The 18,289-nt window shown below is 61.0% G+C and carries 17 protein-coding genes; 4 read left to right on the forward strand and 13 right to left on the reverse strand.

Going from position 1 to position 18,289, the window contains the following annotated elements; genetic code table 11:
- Positions 1-268 precede the first annotated feature (268 nt).
- The 3 genes from GU927_RS17925 to GU927_RS17935 are packed head-to-tail and all read left to right on the forward strand — an operon-like array spanning position 269 to position 4,474.
- A complete protein-coding gene (locus GU927_RS17925; protein ID WP_161763817.1) occupies positions 269-742 on the forward strand; it encodes a plasmid mobilization protein in 474 nt (157 codons plus the stop codon).
- Positions 739-2,616 carry a relaxase/mobilization nuclease domain-containing protein gene (locus GU927_RS17930; protein WP_125327845.1) on the forward strand — a complete coding sequence of 626 codons (1,878 nt, stop codon included), beginning with the start codon at positions 739-741 and terminating at the stop codon, positions 2,614-2,616. Before GU927_RS17925 ends, GU927_RS17930 begins: the two co-directional genes overlap by 4 nt.
- Before the next feature lie 10 nt (positions 2,617-2,626).
- Positions 2,627-4,474: a type IV secretory system conjugative DNA transfer family protein gene (locus GU927_RS17935; RefSeq protein ID WP_161763818.1), complete on the forward strand. Its 1,848-nt coding sequence runs from the start codon at positions 2,627-2,629 to the stop codon at positions 4,472-4,474.
- Positions 4,475-4,669: 195 nt separating this feature from the next.
- On the opposite strand, the gene purU is transcribed toward GU927_RS17935, so the two are convergent.
- The 13 genes from purU to GU927_RS18000 all read right to left on the reverse strand — a co-directional run bounded on the left by purU (position 4,670) and on the right by GU927_RS18000 (position 16,958).
- Positions 4,670-5,566, reverse strand: coding sequence for a formyltetrahydrofolate deformylase (gene purU / locus GU927_RS17940; RefSeq protein ID WP_161763819.1), 897 nt, complete (start codon positions 5,564-5,566; stop codon positions 4,670-4,672).
- A 14-nt stretch (positions 5,567-5,580) separates the two neighbouring features.
- On the reverse strand, positions 5,581-6,453 hold the full coding sequence (folD, locus tag GU927_RS17945; protein WP_161763820.1) for a bifunctional methylenetetrahydrofolate dehydrogenase/methenyltetrahydrofolate cyclohydrolase FolD: 873 nt from the start codon (positions 6,451-6,453) through the stop codon (positions 5,581-5,583).
- A gap of 202 nt (positions 6,454-6,655) precedes the next feature.
- Positions 6,656-7,717, reverse strand: a complete 1,062-nt coding sequence (locus GU927_RS17950; protein WP_161763821.1) for a Gfo/Idh/MocA family protein — start codon at positions 7,715-7,717, stop codon at positions 6,656-6,658.
- Positions 7,718-7,720: 3 nt separating this feature from the next.
- Positions 7,721-8,539: a 3-methyl-2-oxobutanoate hydroxymethyltransferase gene (locus GU927_RS17955; protein ID WP_161763822.1), complete on the reverse strand. Its 819-nt coding sequence runs from the start codon at positions 8,537-8,539 to the stop codon at positions 7,721-7,723.
- An 18-nt stretch (positions 8,540-8,557) separates the two neighbouring features.
- Complete coding sequence (locus tag GU927_RS17960; protein ID WP_161763823.1) at positions 8,558-9,739, reverse strand: NAD(P)/FAD-dependent oxidoreductase; 1,182 nt, start codon at positions 9,737-9,739, stop codon at positions 8,558-8,560.
- A gap of 3 nt (positions 9,740-9,742) precedes the next feature.
- Complete coding sequence (locus tag GU927_RS17965) at positions 9,743-10,516, reverse strand: TIM barrel protein (RefSeq protein WP_161763824.1); 774 nt, start codon at positions 10,514-10,516, stop codon at positions 9,743-9,745.
- Position 10,517: 1 nt separating this feature from the next.
- On the reverse strand, positions 10,518-10,826 hold the full coding sequence (locus GU927_RS17970) for a MocE family 2Fe-2S type ferredoxin (RefSeq protein WP_161763825.1): 309 nt from the start codon (positions 10,824-10,826) through the stop codon (positions 10,518-10,520).
- A gap of 10 nt (positions 10,827-10,836) precedes the next feature.
- The gene (locus GU927_RS17975) at positions 10,837-11,796 is read right to left on the reverse strand and encodes a sugar phosphate isomerase/epimerase family protein (protein WP_161763826.1); all 960 of its coding nucleotides are present in this window, start codon (positions 11,794-11,796) and stop codon (positions 10,837-10,839) included.
- On the reverse strand, positions 11,793-12,815 hold the full coding sequence (locus tag GU927_RS17980; RefSeq protein WP_232489268.1) for a Gfo/Idh/MocA family protein: 1,023 nt from the start codon (positions 12,813-12,815) through the stop codon (positions 11,793-11,795). The genes GU927_RS17975 and GU927_RS17980 overlap by 4 nt, the downstream gene beginning before the upstream one ends.
- A 90-nt stretch (positions 12,816-12,905) precedes the next feature.
- The gene (locus GU927_RS17985) at positions 12,906-13,724 is read right to left on the reverse strand and encodes an ATP-binding cassette domain-containing protein (RefSeq protein WP_161763827.1); all 819 of its coding nucleotides are present in this window, start codon (positions 13,722-13,724) and stop codon (positions 12,906-12,908) included.
- Positions 13,721-14,740: an ABC transporter permease gene (locus GU927_RS17990; RefSeq protein WP_161763828.1), complete on the reverse strand. Its 1,020-nt coding sequence runs from the start codon at positions 14,738-14,740 to the stop codon at positions 13,721-13,723. Before GU927_RS17990 ends, GU927_RS17985 begins: the two co-directional genes overlap by 4 nt.
- 116 nt (positions 14,741-14,856) lie before the next feature.
- Positions 14,857-15,837: a substrate-binding domain-containing protein gene (locus GU927_RS17995; RefSeq protein ID WP_161763829.1), complete on the reverse strand. Its 981-nt coding sequence runs from the start codon at positions 15,835-15,837 to the stop codon at positions 14,857-14,859.
- A gap of 116 nt (positions 15,838-15,953) precedes the next feature.
- Complete coding sequence (locus tag GU927_RS18000; protein ID WP_161763830.1) at positions 15,954-16,958, reverse strand: sterol desaturase family protein; 1,005 nt, start codon at positions 16,956-16,958, stop codon at positions 15,954-15,956.
- Positions 16,959-17,221: 263 nt separating this feature from the next.
- Here GU927_RS18000 and GU927_RS18005 point away from each other — a divergent pair, with 263 nt between their 5' ends.
- The gene (locus GU927_RS18005; RefSeq protein ID WP_161763831.1) at positions 17,222-18,262 is read left to right on the forward strand and encodes a LacI family DNA-binding transcriptional regulator; all 1,041 of its coding nucleotides are present in this window, start codon (positions 17,222-17,224) and stop codon (positions 18,260-18,262) included.
- Positions 18,263-18,289: the final 27 nt, after the last annotated feature.

The following is an 18,289-nucleotide window of genomic DNA, read 5'->3' on the forward strand; positions in this document are numbered from 1 at the left end:
CGCAGTCGGCGGGCAAGCCGCCGACCCCTGACGCCATATTGAGTCCTCACCGGCTGTCCGGTTTCCGCACGCGGGCTCCTCTTCAGAGGAGCGGAAACCGGCCGGTGAGGACGGTTGGCAGGAACGGTGGTGTGTGGTACGTGATGCGCAATGACTTCAAAACATATGTAATGATGCAATGCCACGCTCACGCCTTACCTCTGCTGAGACTGCCGCCATCAAGGCGCGGCTCCTCGCTGGCGAGAGCGTCGCGTCTGTGGCGAGGTCAATGGGGCGTTCCCGCCAGGCGCTGTCACGGATCAAGGGCAGCCTTGACCGGAAGGAGGTGCGGCGGCTTTCGGTGAAGCTCAACATCCGCATCACGGAAGACGAGCATGCAGCCTTTCAGGCGGTTGCCGAGGCAAGCGGTCTGACGGTTTCCGAGGCAGTCCGGCATCTGGTCAGACAGGCAAGCGATCGTCTGGCCATCCAGGCAGACGAGCTTGATGCCATCGCTTCGGCCAGGCGGGAGCTGTCGGCCGTCGGCAACAACCTCAACCAGATTGCCCGACTGGGGGCGGTCGGGCGTCTGACCTGGAATGCCCGTGATGCTGCCCTGGTGCGCAAGGTTGGAGCGCGGGTCGATGACCTTGTTGAAGAAGTCGTCCACCTTCTCTCGGCGCTTCGGGCCAAGCAGGGACTTGGTGATCAAACCTCTCCTTTCGTTGTAGCGACTGATCCCTCTGCCGAGGCATCGAAATGAACCGGTCTCCTTCCGTCGAGGATCTGGTTCTCGGTCATGTTCTCGACGACCTGCGTCGTGGGCGAGGAAGCGGCGAGGGTGCCGCGTCCCGTCTCGGCACGCGCAAAGAACGTCAGACCCGGGCGCTTCTGCGAAACGCTGGTGGACCACGCGGCTGGCAGTCGGTCGTCAAACGCATCGCTGGTGGGAGTGCTCGCACCCCGCAGGAGCTGAAGCGCCTTCTCAACTATGTGGCCCGGGAAGAGGGGGTGCAAAGCACCTGGTGCAATCTGGCGGGCTATGAACGCGACTTTGACCCTGCCCGAACGGAGCGGACAGCAGATCTCTGGTCTTCGACCTGGACAGGCGCGCCGCGACGGGGACATGCCGATCACATCGTCCTGAGCTTCCCGCGTGGGGTGGACGCCGAGCGCGCCGAGGTGATCGCCCGGGAATGGGGGCAAGCGGTGTTCGGGTCCGGTGAATGTGGGGATGTCTGGCGCTACGTCGCGGCCCTTCACAAGGACACCGACCACTTGCACGCACATTTCGTGGTCGACAAGCATGGCATCGAGGAAGGCCGGTTCCTATCGATCTGTCGGCATGCCGCACTGAACTTCGATGTGATGCGAGAGCTTCACGCCGAAATCAGTCAGTCGCATGGGCTGAACATCCTCGCCTCTTCGCGCCTTTCCCGCGGCATCATCGAGAACCCGCCGCGCCAGTCCGAGCTACGCGCATCGCGAGACGGTGGGAAGTCCACGCCCCCTCCCCCGCCGCCGCTGTCCGACGGGGAGCGGAGCCGACGGCTTGCCACATTGCAGGGCTTCGCCCGCGAATACGAGACCCTTGGCGACCTCGCCGACCTTGCCGCCGCAACCGGCACCGAGGCGAGTGCCGCTTCCTACCTTTCCCGGCTGGCCCGGGCGCTTGGCGCGTCCGCCGCCGCACTCAGACAAGGAGTTCCTTTCATGCCCGACCACTCGCTTCATGCCGAAGGCGATCCCGCCGCGCGGGTTGAGGCTGCGCGCAACGAGATGATCGCTTCGGCCACTGAGGCTTGGGAGGCAATTCGCGCCATGGAACCTTCAGCTGAGCGGGTCGATCTTGAACGGAGCTTTGCCGAACAGGCGCGCGCCTCGATGAAACTCGCGCCAGACAGCATCCTCCTGGCAGAGCATGCCCAAATTGCCGACCAGAACATCGATCCCTACCACAACCCGACCCTCGCCTCGCTTGCACGACTGGAGCATGGCCAGACCGAGGGGGTTTCCCTCGATGAGGGCCTGCGCGCAACCCTTGCACATGTTCGCGACGAGATCGGCGAACGGCTGACGGCGCTGTTCTCGATCCGGGAAGACGAGCTTCGCATAGCAGGCACGTCCGTCGAGGAAATGGTCGCCCGCTTCAGTTTGGCCGAGCGTAGCGAAGGCCAGCGGGCGAGCTGGATCACGGAGCAGCCGAACACGATGCAAAAGGTGTTCTGGATGGAAACGGAGCGCGCCCTCGGCCAGGAGGTTCGGGCAGAAGTCGCCGCTTTCAACTTTGCGCCGGAGTTGACGGAGGCCATTGCGCGCGACCAGTTGCTCACCGTCGATCGCCATATGAAACTCTCTGATGTGCCCGCGCTGGAAGCCATCGTCGACCGCCTGCACGACACCCTGAAACCCGAAGATCTCGACCGCGTCCGGTCCGGCGATCTCGCCCCGCTCAACGAGCAGGTCCGAGATCCGGCACTCAGGGCGGCCGTTGCGCATGAACTGAAAAATGAGGGCGACCTTGGCGCGACGAGCGAGGTTGGACCCTGGGCAGACCTGGCACGTGCACAGAATCGCGCCGCCGAGCTGGGGCAGCGCGACCGCGCCGTCGAACGCGACACCGGGCACGAACTCTGAGGACAGACCTATGCTTTCGAATCTCGACACCGCCTGGCGGTATCCGCTGGCGCTGCTTCTTGGTCTGCTGACCGGTCTTTATATCGGCGGCATGCTTGCCACGATCTATGTGATCACGGCCTTCCGGGAGAGCCTCGACACCCTGAGCCCCATAGGCCCTTGGTTCCTTCGATACGCCTGGGCAGATCTCGCTGCGCGGCCTTCGGTCCTGCAGGGCGCACTGATCATCACCGGCGCCGTGACCGTCGCCATGATGCTTGTCGGTCTCGCCGGGGTGCATCGCGGCCGCCTCAACCAATATGACGATGCGCATTTCCAGTCCCGTAGGGAGTTGAAACGCAACCACATGGTCGGGACCCTCGATCAGAACGGTTTCATCTTCGGCAAGCTCGGTCTCCCGAAATCCGACGCGCCCTTCGTGATGGCGCCGCCGGACCGCTTCCCCCACGCGATGATGATTGCACCTACCGGCCGGGGGAAGGGCGTCGGCTTCGTCATCCCGAACCTCCTCCACTTCTCAGGCTCGGCGATCATCCTCGACGTGAAGGGCGAGAACTTCGCCAAAACCTCGATCCACCGCAAGCACGGCCTAAAAAACGGCATCTGGTACTTCTCGCCTTTCGACGATGACCGAGGATCGCATAGCTTCAACCCCCTCGCCCGCATCGCCGCCCTGCCCTCTGCCGAGCGTCAGTACACCGCGCTGAACTCGATGTCCGATCTCTTCCTCATCCCCGAAGGCGAAAGCGCGCAGAGCTTTTTCAATGCCGGCAAGCGGCTTTTCATCGCTTCATGCCTTTACGCCATCGAACAGCGGCGCCAGACCTTGGGCTTTGCCGGTGAGATCATGGCCGGGGGTGGCGACAAGAAGAAGAGCTACACCGCCATCGCTGAGACGACCAACATCCCGATCGTCTCCCGCACATTTCTCGAGATGGCCGACGTCCCGGAAAAGACCCTCGGGGCTTATGTGTCCGTCATTCAAGGATCTGGTCTCGAACTCTGGAACGACCCCGCAGTGGACCGTGTGACCTCGGCAAGCGACTTCGACTTCTCGACCTTCCGCCGCGATCCCCAAAGTCTCTACATCGTCGTCCAGCCGGAGCACCTGAAAACACTGGCACCCCTCGTCCGCCTTCTCTTCGCGGATGCCATCGCCTCTCTCCAGCGCCGCGAGCCGGGTCCAGATGAACCCCATGCCGTTATGTTCCTGATGGACGAGTTCGACCAGCTCGGCCGCCAGCCCCTGGTTCTCTCCTCGATCAAGACGATCCGCAGCTTCGGGGGGCGTTTCTTCATCATCTCCCAGACCATTCCAGGCCTCGACGACATTTATGGCGAAACGGGGCGGCGATCCCTGCAGGGTGGCGCGGGCGTGCAGATCTACATGACCCCGCAGGATGACCGCACAGCCGAGGTTCTGTCGAATGCCTTGGGGCGTTCCACCATCACTGCCGTGACCGAGAGCCAATCGCGGGTTCGGGCGCTCGAGGACAGTGCGAATGTGAGCCGGCGTTCGGAGGAGCGGCCGTTGATTTCGGCAAACGAAGTGCTGCGGTTTCCGCTGGATGAGGTCCTGGTTCTGCCCGAAGGGCAGTATCCGATCCGCGCGCGGCACATCCGATACTATTCGGATCGACACTTTGGGCCGATTGATCGGGCAAGGAACGGGAGGTCGCTGTCAATGGCGTTTGGTGCGAGCATGGTTTCGGGCAAAGTAGCGGTCGGCAAACTGTCAGGTCTGTCGGCGTCACAAGGGGCCACTCCCGACGCTGCTAGTCTAGAGCGTGCGGCGGAGGGGTTTAAGAAACTTTCCGCTGGCGCACGAGTTGGTCGCACGCTCCCGGTTCGTGCGTGAAGAAAGCGGTCCGTTATGCCCTGATCACCTTCGGCGGTGCTATCGCGCCAAGCTCCGAACCACCGGTCGAGTGGCAGTAAGTCGTTCGCAAAATGAGGCTAGGGTCGACCAATCTTGGTGCATTTAGTGGACCGGGCAGTCGAGCGGCGCCCTGCCCGCTAGGCATAAAGGGGCAAATCTCTGTGTCCTCCATGCTCAACCCATACGCTCCGAAGCGTAGGAGCCTGGAGACGCTGGAAAGACTAATGTTCTATGGCCGTTTATGAATACCCGTCCGTTGACATGTGCGTGGATCGCCCGTGCCAGAACCTGAGATTCAACATCGCGCCCGAGGCTGACGTAGTCCTCGTTCGACTGTGCGTGAGTAACGCGGATGGTGTCCTGCTCGATGATCGGACCTTCATCTAGGTCGGCCGTGACGTAATGCGAAGTAGCCCCGATGAGCTTCACGCCCTTTTCAAAGGCTTGCTTGTAGGGATTTGCGCCCTTGAAGCTGGGCAAGAAGGAATGGTGGATGTTGATGATCCGACCTGAGAACTTCTGGCACATCTCGTCCGACAACACCTGCATGTAGCGCGCCAACACGATCAGTTCCGCGCCGCAATCCTCCACGATCCGCATCTGCTGCGCTTCGGCCTCAGCCTTGCTCTGAGGGGTCACCTTTATGCAGTGATAGGGAATGTCCTGATTTACGACAACTTTCTGATAATCCATGTGGTTCGAGATGACACCCACGATCTCCACGGGCAGCGCCCCGATACGCGAGCGGTAGAGAAGATCATTCAGGCAGTGGCCAAAGCGACTTACCATGACAACAACTTTGCGCTTGGCCGCTTCATCGAAGAAGGAAAAGTCCATGCCGAAGCGGTCGGCAATTGGCGCGAAGCCACTTTTAAGGTCGGCAAGGCTCCGCCCCTCTTCTGAAACAAAGCTGGTCCGCATGAAAAAACGCCCCGTCCCAACATCGTCAAACTGGGCAGAGTCGGTGATGTTGCCGCCACTTTCTGCCAGATAGGTGGAGATCGCTGCGACGATCCCGCGGGTTGAGGGACAGGTGACGCGAAGGGCGAAACGGGAAGGAGAAGTGTTCATGGTAGGTCCTGTTGTCAGGCTTTTGCCGGGAGCTTGCGGCGAAAGGCGGTCAGTGTGTTCTGAAGCAGGCACGCGATTGTCATCGGACCCACGCCGCCGGGCACCGGGGTGATGGCCCCAGCGTGGCCTGCCTCAGCAAAGGCCACATCCCCCACAAGGCGCGTGCTGTCTCCGTCTGGGATGCGGTTGATCCCAACGTCGATCACGGTCGCACCGGGCTTGATCCAGTCGCCGCGGATCATCTCGGGTCGTCCGACCGCTGCGATCAGGATGTCGGCCGTCCGGCATAGGGCTGGCAGATCGCGCGATCCGGAATGAGCGATGGTCACCGTACAGTTTGCACCGAGCAGCAACTGCGCCATCGGCTTGCCGACGATGTTCGACCGACCGACGATCACGGCATGCAGGCCCGACAGGTCGCCCAGATGGTCCTGCAACAGGAAAAGACAGCCAAGTGGCGTGCAGGGCACCAGAGCGTCCTGTCCGGTCGCCAGCTGTCCGGCGTTGACCACATGAAACCCATCGACATTCTTGGAAGGATCAATCGCAGCGATGACGGCGGAGGCGTCCAAATGCGCGGGCAAAGGCAACTGCACCAGGATTCCGTGCACGTTCGGATCGGCGTTCAATTGCGCGATCAGGCCCAGCAGCACGTCTTCCGACGTTTCTGCGGGCAGGCGATGCTCGAAGGATTTCATACCTGCGGCGATGGTCGCCTTGTGCTTGGCACCCACATAGACTTGGCTGGCGGGGTCATGGCCCACCAGCACGACGGCCAGACCGGGTTTCAACCCGGCTTCGTCGAACAAAGACCTTACTTCGTCCGCGATCCGCGTGGTCATCCGGGCGGCAAAGGCTTTGCCGTCAATGCGTTGAACCGGCGCCATAGGATCAAACCGCGCCCATTTGAGAATTGTCTTCAACACGTGGGAATAGACGGTGAAGGCTCATTTCGGTCTCCTTGGATGATGCGGCCCTTAAACGGCTCTTGAAAGGGGTGGGCTGACTTGCAGTCAAGTGGAGCGTGAAGGCGGACCTCCGACGGTGCACTCGGGCTGCAGTCTCCACGTTTGTTACAGGTGCCAATTCCTAGACCGTCCCTCCTGGTCGGGCCTGCGGTGACGCGAGAGTGATCGAGCGGCTCTCGGCCGCGCTTTGGCGCGCCGCGTCCAACACCGCCAGTGTTCGGGCGCCTTCATCGGCGGTTACAGGCGGGGCCGCGCCAGTTCGGACAGCGGCTGCAAAGGCCTCGTAATAGTCGTGATACCGGCCCTGTTCGGACGGAATGCGCTGTTGACCCGACGCACTGTAGAGAGTTCCCCAGTTCGCCTCAGGCTCACGCCCCCAACCCTCAAGATCATCGACCGGGCGTCGTCCGGCGAAGATGTCTTGCGCCTGAACATCCGTAGTTAAAGAGACATAGGCACCCTTGTCGCCATAGGCGCGCAATTCGCGGCAGTCGAGGTGGTTCAGTTTACTGGCCGACAAGTGGCTATGGGCACCGCTTTCGTGCCGCAGAGTGATGGTGAAGCCAACATCCGTTCTCCCGCCGGGCATGTCGACATGATCCAACTGCGCGTCCACGGCCGATACGGGGCCGAGCAGATAGATCATCTGATCGACGACATGACTGCCCAAGTCTCGCAAAAGGCCGCCCGTTGGCCCCTGCTCGACGGTTTGCGGACTGTCCTGATCCATGCGGCTTTCGATCCGCCAGACCTGGCCCAATCGTCCGTCGTCGATGAGCTTTTTCAGGGTCTGCAGATCTGCATCAAACCGGCGGTTCTGATAGACGCCAAGAACCACACCTTTTGCCCACGCGGCACGGTCCAGCTCCAGCGCCGCTTCAGAATTGGGGGCAAAGGGCTTATCTGCAATGACATGCAAACCGGCGGCAATTGCCTCCAGCACCAGTTCGCGCCGTGTTTGGGGTGGAGTGGTAATCGTCACGGCGTCACAGACACCAGCAGCAATCAGCGCAGAAAGGCTGGGGTAGATCGGGGTGTCAGACCAGTCGGCACGGGCTTTGGCAACGGTTTCCGGCGCCCGCGCAACGATGGCGGTTAGGGTGCAACCTGTTGCCGCCGCAATGAAGGGCGTGTGGAAATGCTGCCCGCCCGTGCCATAGCCAACCACCCCGATCTTGAGCATCGGTCAGCCTTTCACAGATGACAGGAAGGCGTCGAACTCGTCGTCCTTGATCGCGACGGTATGTTCAGGCCCGGGATACCCGCCAGCGTTGACATCGGCCTTGAACGCTTTGAAAGCCGCGATCCGCTCGTCTTGAATGGCCTTCAGCTTCGGCCCCATGTCTGCATAGACCTTGCCGTGACGGGGCTTGTGATTGACGCCGTAGCCGCAGACATCCTCGGTGAACAGGTACTGGGCGTCGGCATGTTTGCCTGCCCCCATGCCCAGCATGATCAAGCTGGAGTTCTCCGTCAGGTATTGCGCGACGCGGTCTGGCACCACCTCCAGCTCAGCCGCGAAAACCCCGATCTTTTCCAGCATCTGGGTATGGCGCCACAGTGCAGCGGCCTCATCCCCAGTCTTTCCGACAGCACGCCAGCCGGTCCAGGTGATATAGGACGGCACAAGGCCGATGTGGCCGACAACCGCCAGATGGTTGTCGGCAAGGGTTTTCTGTATGTCGTACGAAGCCGAGCAATAGAAGGCGTCGCCGCCAAGGGACGAGAACTTGAACGCCGTCCTCAGATATTCCTCGGCCGTTGTCAGGAAGGTGCCATGCAACGGGCCCCATCCGCCATAAGGCAGACCGACCTGCACAAAGCAATCGCCCGCCGCTTCGCGCATCTCGGCATCAAAGAAGCGGCCTTCAATCGACAGCATGTTGATGCCCGCCGCCGCCGCCGCGGCGGCCTCTTCCTTGGTCTGAACGTAGAGCATCGAGATCTTCTCGCCGCGCTTCTTCATCGCGCGCAGGTCCTGGACGAGGGGACGGTTGTGATACATGGGGCTTTCCTTTTTGGCTCAGGTGGCGGCAAGCAGCCGCTTCAGGTTTTGAGAGGGATCGGCCAATCGGCCCGCGTCGACGATTGTCCGCCGCTCGATGAGCTTCTCGAATATCCGGATGTCCTTGGACGTTGCATTGCCGGGCCCGATGCCTGCCGCTGCGACAAGGTTTTGCGTAGCGTCACACTGAAAGACGACGGTCGTGTCATCGCCAGTTGAACGGCTATGAATGGGCGCGCCCAGATCGAAGATCCCGGCGACCTGAAGGCTCAGATCGTATTGATCCGACCAGAACCACGGAACCTTGTTGTACGGAACCGACTTCCCCAGAATTGCCAGCGCGACATGCTCGCCCTGATCTTGTGCGGCCTTCCAGCTTTCCAGTCTGACCCGCTGACCACGCCAGTCAAAGTTGCAACAGTCGCCTGCAGCAAAGACGTCGGGCGCCGAGGTCCGAAAATCGCCATCGACGACGATCCCGTTCTGAACTACCAATCCGCCAGCTTCAGCTAGTCCCGTCTCTGGCACCGCGCCCACACCGGCGATCACCGTGTCAAATTTCATCGAGGACCCGTCGACCAAATCGATCCGGTCCGAACTCGCGCTGACGACGCCGGTTTCAAGTTTGAGGCTAACTCCTTCGAGGGCATGCCTTTCATGCAAGATTTTCGCAATCTGCGGCGGGACGGCGCGACCCAGAAGACGTGGACCCGCTTCAACGACCGTCACCTCTGCGCCTGCCTGGCGCGCCCGCGCCGCAAGCTCCAAGCCGATAAAGCCACCCCCGATGATGCCTATCTTTGCGCCGGGCGTCAGGCGCGACAGGATCACTTGCGCATCAAGATTAGTGCGCAGGGTTAAGCAACCCTCCATCCCGGGAAACAGCCTCGCCCGCGCGCCCGTCGCAAGCAGCAGGTTATCATAGGCCATGGCCTCGCCGCCTTTCAGCGAAACCAGACGAGTGCCGAGGTCGATGTTGGTCACGAATGCGCCCGGGCGCAGCGCTATTCGCTTGTCAGAATAGGCCTCCGCTGTTCGGATCGCTGCTATTTCGCCGGTCTTGGAGAGCGGCGGGCGTTCATAGGGCAGCGCGACCTCGGCCCCGATCAGAGTGACCTCTCCCACATATCCGTGTTCGCGCAGGGCAAAGGCTGCCCTCACGCCGCATTCTCCAGCACCGATGATGACGACACCGCTCATCATCTACACCGTGAACGCCGCCCGGAATGCCTCAAGCGCGGCTTCGGGCTCCTTGGCAGCGTATGCCTCCATGCCGACAGGGCCATTGTAACCCATAGCGTCGAGGGCGCGGGCGATGCTCGGCCAGTTCATCTCTCCTGTCCCGGGTTCACAGCGCCCGGGATTGTCGGCAACCTGAATTTCCCCGATCCAAGGCAGGCAGGCCTCTGCCCAGCGGATAACGTCACCCTCACCAATCTGCGTGTGGTAAAGGTCAAGATTAATGCGAAGGCGTGGTCGGTTGACAGCTGAGACAAGCGACAGAACCGCAGCAGTCGAATTGAACGGGCAGCCTGGATGTTCGCGCAGATTCAGGTTCTCAAGCGTGAAGGTCACGTCAAGTTCCTCGGCCAGGTCGCAGATGCGGTGAAGCGTATCGCGAGCCCTGATTTCCATCCCCGGGGCAAAACTGGCCAGATGGGGGATCGGCAGGCCAAGATCGCCCAACCCGGTGCCATGCAGGTTCAACCTTTGAACGCCCAGTCTCTTGCCGATGATCGCGGTTTCGCGCGCCGATTTCAAAAGCGCCGCGGCACCGTCCTTGTCGGTCAGCCTCCCCTTGAGATAGCCGTTCATGATCGTGAAGGTCGCGCCCGTGCGTTCCAGCGCCGTCACATCCCAGTCTGTCCAGTTCCACAGGCCGACGCCGAAGCCCATGTCCTTCAGGCGACTTGCCCGCCATGAGATCGGGCGGTCGCGCCATAGCATCTCCGCGCAGGCGGCAAGCTGAAAGGCCATTTCAGATGTCCACCAGCACGCGCCCGCCTTCAACCTTCGTCTTGTAGCAGTGCAGGTTGTTGCAGGCCGGCGGGGTCTCAACCTCGCCGGTGGTGAAGTCAAAGATCGAGGAATGCTTCGGGCATTCGATGGTGTTCTCCATCACCAGCCCATCGGCCAGATGGATGTCTTCATGCGTGCAAAGGCCATCGGTGCAGAAATAGCCATCTTCATGGTTGCGGAAGATCGCAAAGGTGCGGCCGCCGTGGTCAAAGCGGATCACGTCTTCGGCGTCGATATCGTCGGTCGAGCAGGCATCAATCCAGGCCATGTCGTCTCTCTCAGATTGCTTGAGGTTGGTAGTCGGCGGGGGCCTTCGGCATGACGCCCTGCAAAAGCGACACGGATTTCTCGAGCCCTTCCAGCGAGTTCAAGAGCACGTCTTCATGCTCGATCGACAGCCAGCCGTCATAGCCGCCCATCTTCAGCCGATAGCAGAACTGCCGCCACCATTCCTCGCCATGTCCAAAGCCAAGGGTGATGTAGCTCCAGCTGCGGGCGGGAATGTCCATCAGGCTGCCGTTCTCCAACAGGCTGGTGGTGGCCTGCACGGGAGCGTTGAGGAAGGTATCCTTGGCGTGGACGTGATAGATGGCGTCGCCAAGTCGCTCCGCCGCAATCAGCGGGTCTGCGCCCATCCAGAACAGATGGCTGGGGTCGAGGTTGGCACCAATCACGGGACCAACGGCGTCGCGCAGTTTCAGAAGGCTGGGGACGTTGTAGACGCACTGGTTGCCATGAAGCTCCAGCGCGATCTTCTCGACGCCGTTTACCTTGGCCAGCTCCACGATTTCGGCCCAGAACGGAATCAGTTTTTCCTGCCACTGATACCGAAGGATTTCCTGCGTTTCGGGCGGCCAGGAGGAGACGACCCAGTTCGGCATCTGGTCATTGGGCGATCCAGCTGGAAGTCCCGACATGGTGCAGACGGTCTTGATCCCCATTTGCCCGGCGACGCGGATGGTATCGCGGAGGTCACCTCCCTGCTTCGGATCGGTGGGATGCAGGGGGTTCCCGTTGGCGTTCAGACTGATCACCTCCAGCCTGCGGTCGCTAAAGGCCTTGAGAAACGCCTTTTGACCAAACGTATCGCCCAGCATGGCCTTCAGATCGAAATGCGGGGCGGTGGACCAGCCGCAGGTGTTCACTTCGACGCCGGACACCCCCATGCGTGCAGCGTGGTCCAGCATTTCGGTGAACGACATGCCGCCGAGGCTGTCGGATACAAATCCCAGTTTCATGCGTAGAACTCCGGTTTGGCGATCATTTCGACGGCGAGCTTGGTCCCGGACGTAAGCGCGCGCGCGCCGGTCTCGGCAACCTGCGCTGCGGCATAGCCATCCCAGGCACTGGAGCCGATCTTGGTGAATTCGCCCGTGTTGACGAAATGCAGAAAGTCCCGGTTCTGCCGGACATATGCCTCGTGATACCGACTGCGCCAGTCAGCGTCATATCGGGTGGAAGAGGCCAGCCGCATGTCAGTGCGGGTATAGGCCACGTTGTTCATGGCAACCGACCCAGCCTCACCCACCAGTTCGGCGCGCACGTCATAGCCGTAGGCCGCGTTATTGTTGATCTCGATCGTGACCAACTGGCCTTCGGTGGTTTCCAGCACCATCACGACCGGGGCCACCCGCGCATCCGACCGCTTGGGCTGAAAGGCGGATATGCTGGTGTATTCACAACCCAGCACATGGCGGACCACGTCAAACTCATGCGGGGCCGAGTTGGTGATCGCCATCGCGCCGGTAAAATCGGCTGACGGCGTTTCCACGTTGCGGTGGAAGTTGTGCATCATCAGCGCGCGGCCAAGGTGGCCTTGGGTCAGCGCGGCTTTCATCTCGGCATAGGATTGGTCAAACCGGCGCATGAAACCGACTTGCACGAAACGGCGGCCAGCGGCCTGTTCGGCGGCCATCACGGCAAGACATTCCGCAGGCTTTTGCGACAAGGGCTTTTCACAAAGCACCGGCTTGCCCGCCTTGATGCATGCCAGGCTCAGCGGTGTGTGCGTGAAATCGGGGCTGGCGACAATCACGGCATCGACGTCGGCGCGGGCAATCACGGCCTCGGGAACACTGGCAACATCAGTGGCGCCAAGGCTGTCGGCGACGGACTTTGCCCGAGACTGGTCCATGTCGCAGACCACTTGCAGGGTCGCGCCCGGCAGGTCTTCAGCCACGATCCTTGCGTGGTCGGCCCCCATCAGGCCCGCGCCGATTACGGCAATTCTTGTTGTCATTCTTCCCGACTTGGACATCTTGCTTGGGTTGATCTGGGACCCGGGCCGGAGGGCAATCCGGCCCGGGTGAGGGAAGGCCATCGGGGAGGAGGCAGCCTTCCAGGGAGATCAGTGCGCGGGTGAGGGCGGGTGCCCGTCATGACTGGCCATGTAGCCTTCGATCGAGGCTTCCAGCGTGGCCATGGTTTCGCCGCCGGCCATCAGGTCGGTGATCTCTTCACGTGTCTTCTCGCCCTTGCGGAAATCTGATGCGACGGCACCACGGATGAGAACGGCGAAGTGGTCGCCCACAGCCATGGCGTGCATGACCTGGTGGGTGATGAACACCACGGCGAGACCGCGCCTCTTGGCCTCGTTGACAATGCGTAGAACGTGGGCGGCCTGCTTCACACCGAGTGCCGCCGTGGGCTCGTCAAGGATCAGAACACGCGCCCCGAAATGAACTGCGCGGGCAATGGCGAGTGATTGCCGCTCGCCCCCCGACAGGCCACCAACGAGGCGGTCCCCATCTGTGATGCGGGTGATGCCAAAGCTTTGCACGGCTTTCACCGCGACTTCGTTTGCAAACTTCCGATCAAAAACCTTGAATGGCCCCCATCCTTTCGTCGGCTCGACCCCGACGAAAAAGCTGCGGCCGATGCTCATCAGGGGAAACGTGCCACCAAACTGGTGCACGGTGGCGATGCCGCGATCTGCAGCCTCACGTGGCGTGGTCAAGCGAACTGGCGCACCATCCATCAGGATTTCGCCAGAAGTCGGCTGATGCACGCCGGACAAGAGCCTGATCAGCGTAGACTTTCCGGCGCCATTGTCGCCGAGCAGACACAGCACTTCGCCAGCGCGGACCTCCAGATTGATGTCATGCAGCACATCGATGGGTCCGAAGCTTTTGTTGACGCCTTTCAGCGATACGATGGATGCGGTCATGCCTTGGCCCCTTTCTTCTTCGGCGCATAGGACAGCGCCATCTTGCGGAAGGTGTTGTTCATCAGGACGGCAACCAAAAGCAGGATGCCGATGATCAGGCTGGCCCAGTTGGCGTCAAACCCGGTGTAGTAGATGCCCTGGTTGACGATGGCGAAGGTCAGAGTGCCCAGCACGATGCCGAAGATGGAACCGTAGCCACCCGTCAGAAGCACGCCACCGACCACGACAGAGATGATGGCGTTAAAGATATAGGACTGACCCGCCGAGACTTGCGCCGAGTTGTAAAGGATCGCCTGGCTGAGGCCCACGAAGGCCGCGCTCATGCCTGAGCACATGAAGAGGATGATCGTTACGCGGTCGGTTGGAATGCCGGCGTTGCGCGCCGAGACCTTGTCGCCACCCATGGCCAGGATCCAGTTCCCGTACTTCGAGTAGTGAAGGACGAAGGCCCAGAAGGCTGCGGCCGCGATCCACCAGAAGATGGTGACCTGAAAAACGCCGCCGATGAAATGGCCCAGCAGAAGCTTAGCCTCCGGCCCGGCTTGAAGCTTCACGCTGGTGGTGCCGGTGATAATCACCGCCAGACCCAGCAGCAGGCCCGCCACGGCAAACAATGTGCCCAGAGTCACGATGAAGGACGGGACTGCAGTTTTGACCACCAGAAGCCCATTGATCAATCCGACCATTGCCCCGAGGGCCAGCGCCGCCCCGATCCCCACTACGATGGGTAGCCCGAAATGCCCCGATATAATCGCGCAGGTCATCGAACCGGCTGGAACCATGGAGCCGATGGAAATGTCCAGCTCCCCGGCGATCATCAAGAGCCCGATTGGGATCGCAATGATGCCCAGAGAGGCGGCCACGTTCAGCCAGCTTGCAGCACCATTGGGAGATGCGAAATTTGAACCACCAAAGATCCAGAAGAAGACAAAGACCGCAGCCAGGCCCAAAAAAGATCCTGTTTCCGGTCGGCGCAGCAAGGCGCCAAGCGACATGCGTGGGTTGGGGTCGGTCATGACTGTCTCCGATTGGCGTCTTCGTCGGCGGATCATAGCGCCTGGCGCGCTTTTTGCCGAACATCAGGGTTTCCGGCCCAAGGCGATCAAGCCTCGGGCCGAAAGGTCTGGAGGGATCAGCGATAACCTGCGCCGGCACCCGCCAGCGTGGCATCGATGTTGGCGCTGTCCACGATCCCCGGTCCGGTCAGCACGGGGGCAGAGGCAATGGCCAGACCGTAGTTTACATAGGCATCCGCCATGGTGACCGCGAGGAAGCCCTGCAGCCAAGGCTGTTGGTCCACCGCAAACAGCTGAGTGCCCGCTTTGATCCGGTCCAAGCCCGTGCCATCCATGTCGAACGAGGCGAGTTGAACTTTACCGGTCAGACCGGCCTGGTCGATCCCGGTGGCGGCAGAGTTCGCGTCGCCCGCCGAGATGGTGATCGCACCATTGATGCTTGGGTCGCCAAGCAGAGTAGCCTTGATAGCTTCGGCGACCGCCGTCGGATCGCCAAAGGCCGAGGCAGGCAGGGGAAGCTGGGTCGAAACGCCACCTTCCTTGCCAATTCCGTCAGACACCCCCTTGCAGCGGTCTTCCAGGTTCTGCGCGCCCGGAACGGTGTTGACGCAGATCACATTCTTGAAGCCATGGCTGCCGTAATAGGCACCGGCCGCCAGGCCCGCTGTGTATTCCTCGTTGCCGATGTAGTTGATGGCGCCCAGCTCCTTCGCCTTGTCGGCACCGCCCGAGTTATACAAAATGACTGGAATGCCGGCGGCCTGGGCCGCCTTGATCGCCTCGTCCTGAGCATCCGGCACCCAGTTCGGCACCGCGATGACCGAGGCACCTTGCGAAATGGCCGTGCGGACGAGGTTCGCCGCGTCGCCACCGATGTTGTCATAGTTCTGCAGCATCAGATAGTTGACAGTGCCTCCATGGGCCTGAACGACCAGCGTGCCGTCGTCGATGCCCTTCTTTACCTTGGCAAAGAACGGGTCATCGGCCTTGCCGCCAACGACGGCAATCACGGCGCCATCGGCCAAGGCCATCGTGGCGCCAAAGGCAATTGCGGTGGTGGTCATCGCCAGCCGCATAAGGGTTTTCTTGATCGTCATTGGGTATTCTCCTCCCTGAAACCGCCCATCTGGACGGGGTTTGCTTTTTCGTAGTCTGGCCCAGTTCGGGCCATCAGCGGCGTCGACTCCTCAAATCGCCACCGAAGATTCCGAGGTCAGCTTTGCGTCTTGTTCATTCGAGCTCGTTTTGCCGCAAAGCGCTTCTCCATCTGCGCTTCTCCATCCTTGGATCCATCGTGGAACGTCCCGAACCAACGGTCGAAGGGCACCAGCCCGTCTGAGTAGTTCACCTCGAAATACTTGTGGTGCAGGTAGTGGGAGTAGGCCTGCGTGTTGATCGCGCCCTCGCCGACCTCGACCTTGTCGAACCCGATGTGACCCACGACTGCACCCGTGCCGCTAAGTTGAAGGTGGTAGAGGACCAGCAGGGGATGCGACGGGAACACCAGGTGGATCAGGATGTCAGACCAGTAGAGCAGATGCTCGACCGGGTGCATCGACAAGCTGGACCACGGACTTGGATTGACCGAGTTGTGGTGAACCGAGTGGACGTATTTGTAGAGCGGCCCCTGGTGGATCAGCCAGTGAATGCAGAAGAAATGCGCTTCATGAATTAGGGGTATCAGCAGGCCCAAGATCACCAAAGCCCAAGGGTTGGCCTCGAACGTGGTCCAAGGTCCCCAGCCGATTGCCCAGAGGTGCAGCATGACGACTTCATAAGCCGTCCAGATCGGCACCCCGGTGCCAAAGCTGCGGACGAAGTTGTCGATGTTCTGGCTCTTGAAGAGGAATACGTCGGATTTCTTGTCCGCCGGGAACAGTCCGTTGAACTTGAACCGGTTGCCTTGCGCGCGGCGGATGTAGAGCCGAAGTTCCATCAGGCCGTAGAGCACAAACACAATCGCGGAGTTGCGCAGCCACAGGTAGCCGATCCAGCGCCAGTCGAAATTGGCCAAGGTCTCTTTCGCCGGGGTCGCATAGAACCAGATCACAGAACCAAAGGCGAAGAACAGCGCGTTCCACGGCAGGAAGTAATGCGGCAACCACGCCAGAAGTTTGGCCGGGCGCGGTGGCCAGACGAACAGGGGTGCGCTTTCCAGTCGGGCGTTGGGGGCATAGTCCCCCCGCTTGTTGCGCGTGCCGAATTTGAGATCGTCCATCTTTCTGTCCCGCCCAATTGTCCATGCCGCTGGCACCAGAAAGTCAGTCCAGGACTGTACTCCAGTCCGGGGATTTGCAGCGTCAAAGGACGTCATTCGATATCTGTGGACGCTTGGCGCGCCCTTTCCCCTGATGTCGGTCAACCTCTGTTCCGAGGCGACCTTTCTGGCGCAGAGTCATATCGAAGCTTGACAAAATGTCGCGGGGCGCATTGATTGATTTCAATCAACGGTGGACCAGAAAAATCTAAAGCATTGAAATAATGGCAAAAAAAACCTCTTCCAGAGTGACACTTTCTGATGTCGCGGCCTTGGCGGGCGTGGGCAGCGCCACCGTGGACCGTGTGATCAACGACCGCGGCAATGTCAGTGACGATGTTCGCAAACGCGTTCTGGATGCCGCGCGAACCTTGGGATTGAAGCGGATTCTGCCTTCGTCGCACCATAGCATCGTTCGCCTGAACGTGATTCTGGCGCGGCCAGAACTGCCCCTGATCCGGCGTATGGGGTTCGAGTTCCGCCGCCTTGCCCAACGCATGAACCACTCTCTCGCGATCCACCGGACCGTCCTGGAGGACGAAGAACCTGCAACCATCGTCGCGGCCTTGGACCTAAGCGGCTATGACGCCGCCATCGTCTATGCGCAGGACCATCCCCTGATCCGCGCTGCCATTGCCGATCTGGCAAGGCAGGGTCGGCCAGTGGTCACGATGATCTCGGACCTGCCCGGATCGGCGCGCTTGGCCTATGCGGGGACCGACCATTACAAGGCGGGACGCTCGGCGGGGTATTTCCTGGACCTGATGGCCCGGCCCGGGTCGATTGTCGTGCTCTGCAATCACCTGGGTTTCCAATCCCATGCTGAGCGATTGTATGGACTAAAGGATCAGCTGGCAGAGACCGGTAAACTGGTTGTGGCCGAGGTGGTTGAAGGGGGCGATGACGCAGTCCGCTCTGAAGTGCGCCTGAAGGAGGCTTTCCGCCGCAATCCCTCGACCGTGGCGGTTTACAACATCGGCGCGGGCAACCGGGGTGTGGTGGGGGCGATCAAGTCGGACATTCTGCCTTCACGCCCGCTCTTCATCGGTCATGAACTGACGCCCTTCACACATGTCAGTCTGCGCGAAGGGACGATGACCCTGACGATTGACCAAAGCCCGGAATTGCAGGCTCAGTTCGCACTGGAGGTGCTTCTGAACCATTTCGGCTTTGAAGGAGTAACCGATCTGGCGCCGCCCTACACCTCCACCGTACCCATAGTGCTTTATGGCCCGCAGAACCTGCCCGACTCGGTGCCCGGCTGATGGATTTCGATCAACGTCGGGCTATGC

It is taken from the genome of Paragemmobacter amnigenus, assembly GCF_009908265.2.
GTDB lineage: Bacteria > Pseudomonadota > Alphaproteobacteria > Rhodobacterales > Rhodobacteraceae > Paragemmobacter > Paragemmobacter amnigenus.

Coding starts and splice junctions, on each gene's coding strand:
- GU927_RS17925 (WP_161763817.1), top strand. CDS start 269: ATGGGGCGTTCCCGCCAGGCGCTGTCACGGATCAAGGGCAGCCTTGAC.
- GU927_RS17930 (WP_125327845.1), top strand. CDS start 739: ATGAACCGGTCTCCTTCCGTCGAGGATCTGGTTCTCGGTCATGTTCTC.
- GU927_RS17935 (WP_161763818.1), top strand. CDS start 2,627: ATGCTTTCGAATCTCGACACCGCCTGGCGGTATCCGCTGGCGCTGCTT.
- purU (WP_161763819.1), bottom strand. CDS start 5,566: ATGAACACTTCTCCTTCCCGTTTCGCCCTTCGCGTCACCTGTCCCTCA.
- folD (WP_161763820.1), bottom strand. CDS start 6,453: ATGGCGCCGGTTCAACGCATTGACGGCAAAGCCTTTGCCGCCCGGATG.
- GU927_RS17950 (WP_161763821.1), bottom strand. CDS start 7,717: ATGCTCAAGATCGGGGTGGTTGGCTATGGCACGGGCGGGCAGCATTTC.
- GU927_RS17955 (WP_161763822.1), bottom strand. CDS start 8,539: ATGTATCACAACCGTCCCCTCGTCCAGGACCTGCGCGCGATGAAGAAG.
- GU927_RS17960 (WP_161763823.1), bottom strand. CDS start 9,739: ATGAGCGGTGTCGTCATCATCGGTGCTGGAGAATGCGGCGTGAGGGCA.
- GU927_RS17965 (WP_161763824.1), bottom strand. CDS start 10,516: ATGGCCTTTCAGCTTGCCGCCTGCGCGGAGATGCTATGGCGCGACCGC.
- GU927_RS17970 (WP_161763825.1), bottom strand. CDS start 10,826: ATGGCCTGGATTGATGCCTGCTCGACCGACGATATCGACGCCGAAGAC.
- GU927_RS17975 (WP_161763826.1), bottom strand. CDS start 11,796: ATGAAACTGGGATTTGTATCCGACAGCCTCGGCGGCATGTCGTTCACC.
- GU927_RS17980 (WP_232489268.1), bottom strand. CDS start 12,815: ATGTCCAAGTCGGGAAGAATGACAACAAGAATTGCCGTAATCGGCGCG.
- GU927_RS17985 (WP_161763827.1), bottom strand. CDS start 13,724: ATGACCGCATCCATCGTATCGCTGAAAGGCGTCAACAAAAGCTTCGGA.
- GU927_RS17990 (WP_161763828.1), bottom strand. CDS start 14,740: ATGACCGACCCCAACCCACGCATGTCGCTTGGCGCCTTGCTGCGCCGA.
- GU927_RS17995 (WP_161763829.1), bottom strand. CDS start 15,837: ATGACGATCAAGAAAACCCTTATGCGGCTGGCGATGACCACCACCGCA.
- GU927_RS18000 (WP_161763830.1), bottom strand. CDS start 16,958: ATGGACGATCTCAAATTCGGCACGCGCAACAAGCGGGGGGACTATGCC.
- GU927_RS18005 (WP_161763831.1), top strand. CDS start 17,222: ATGGCAAAAAAAACCTCTTCCAGAGTGACACTTTCTGATGTCGCGGCC.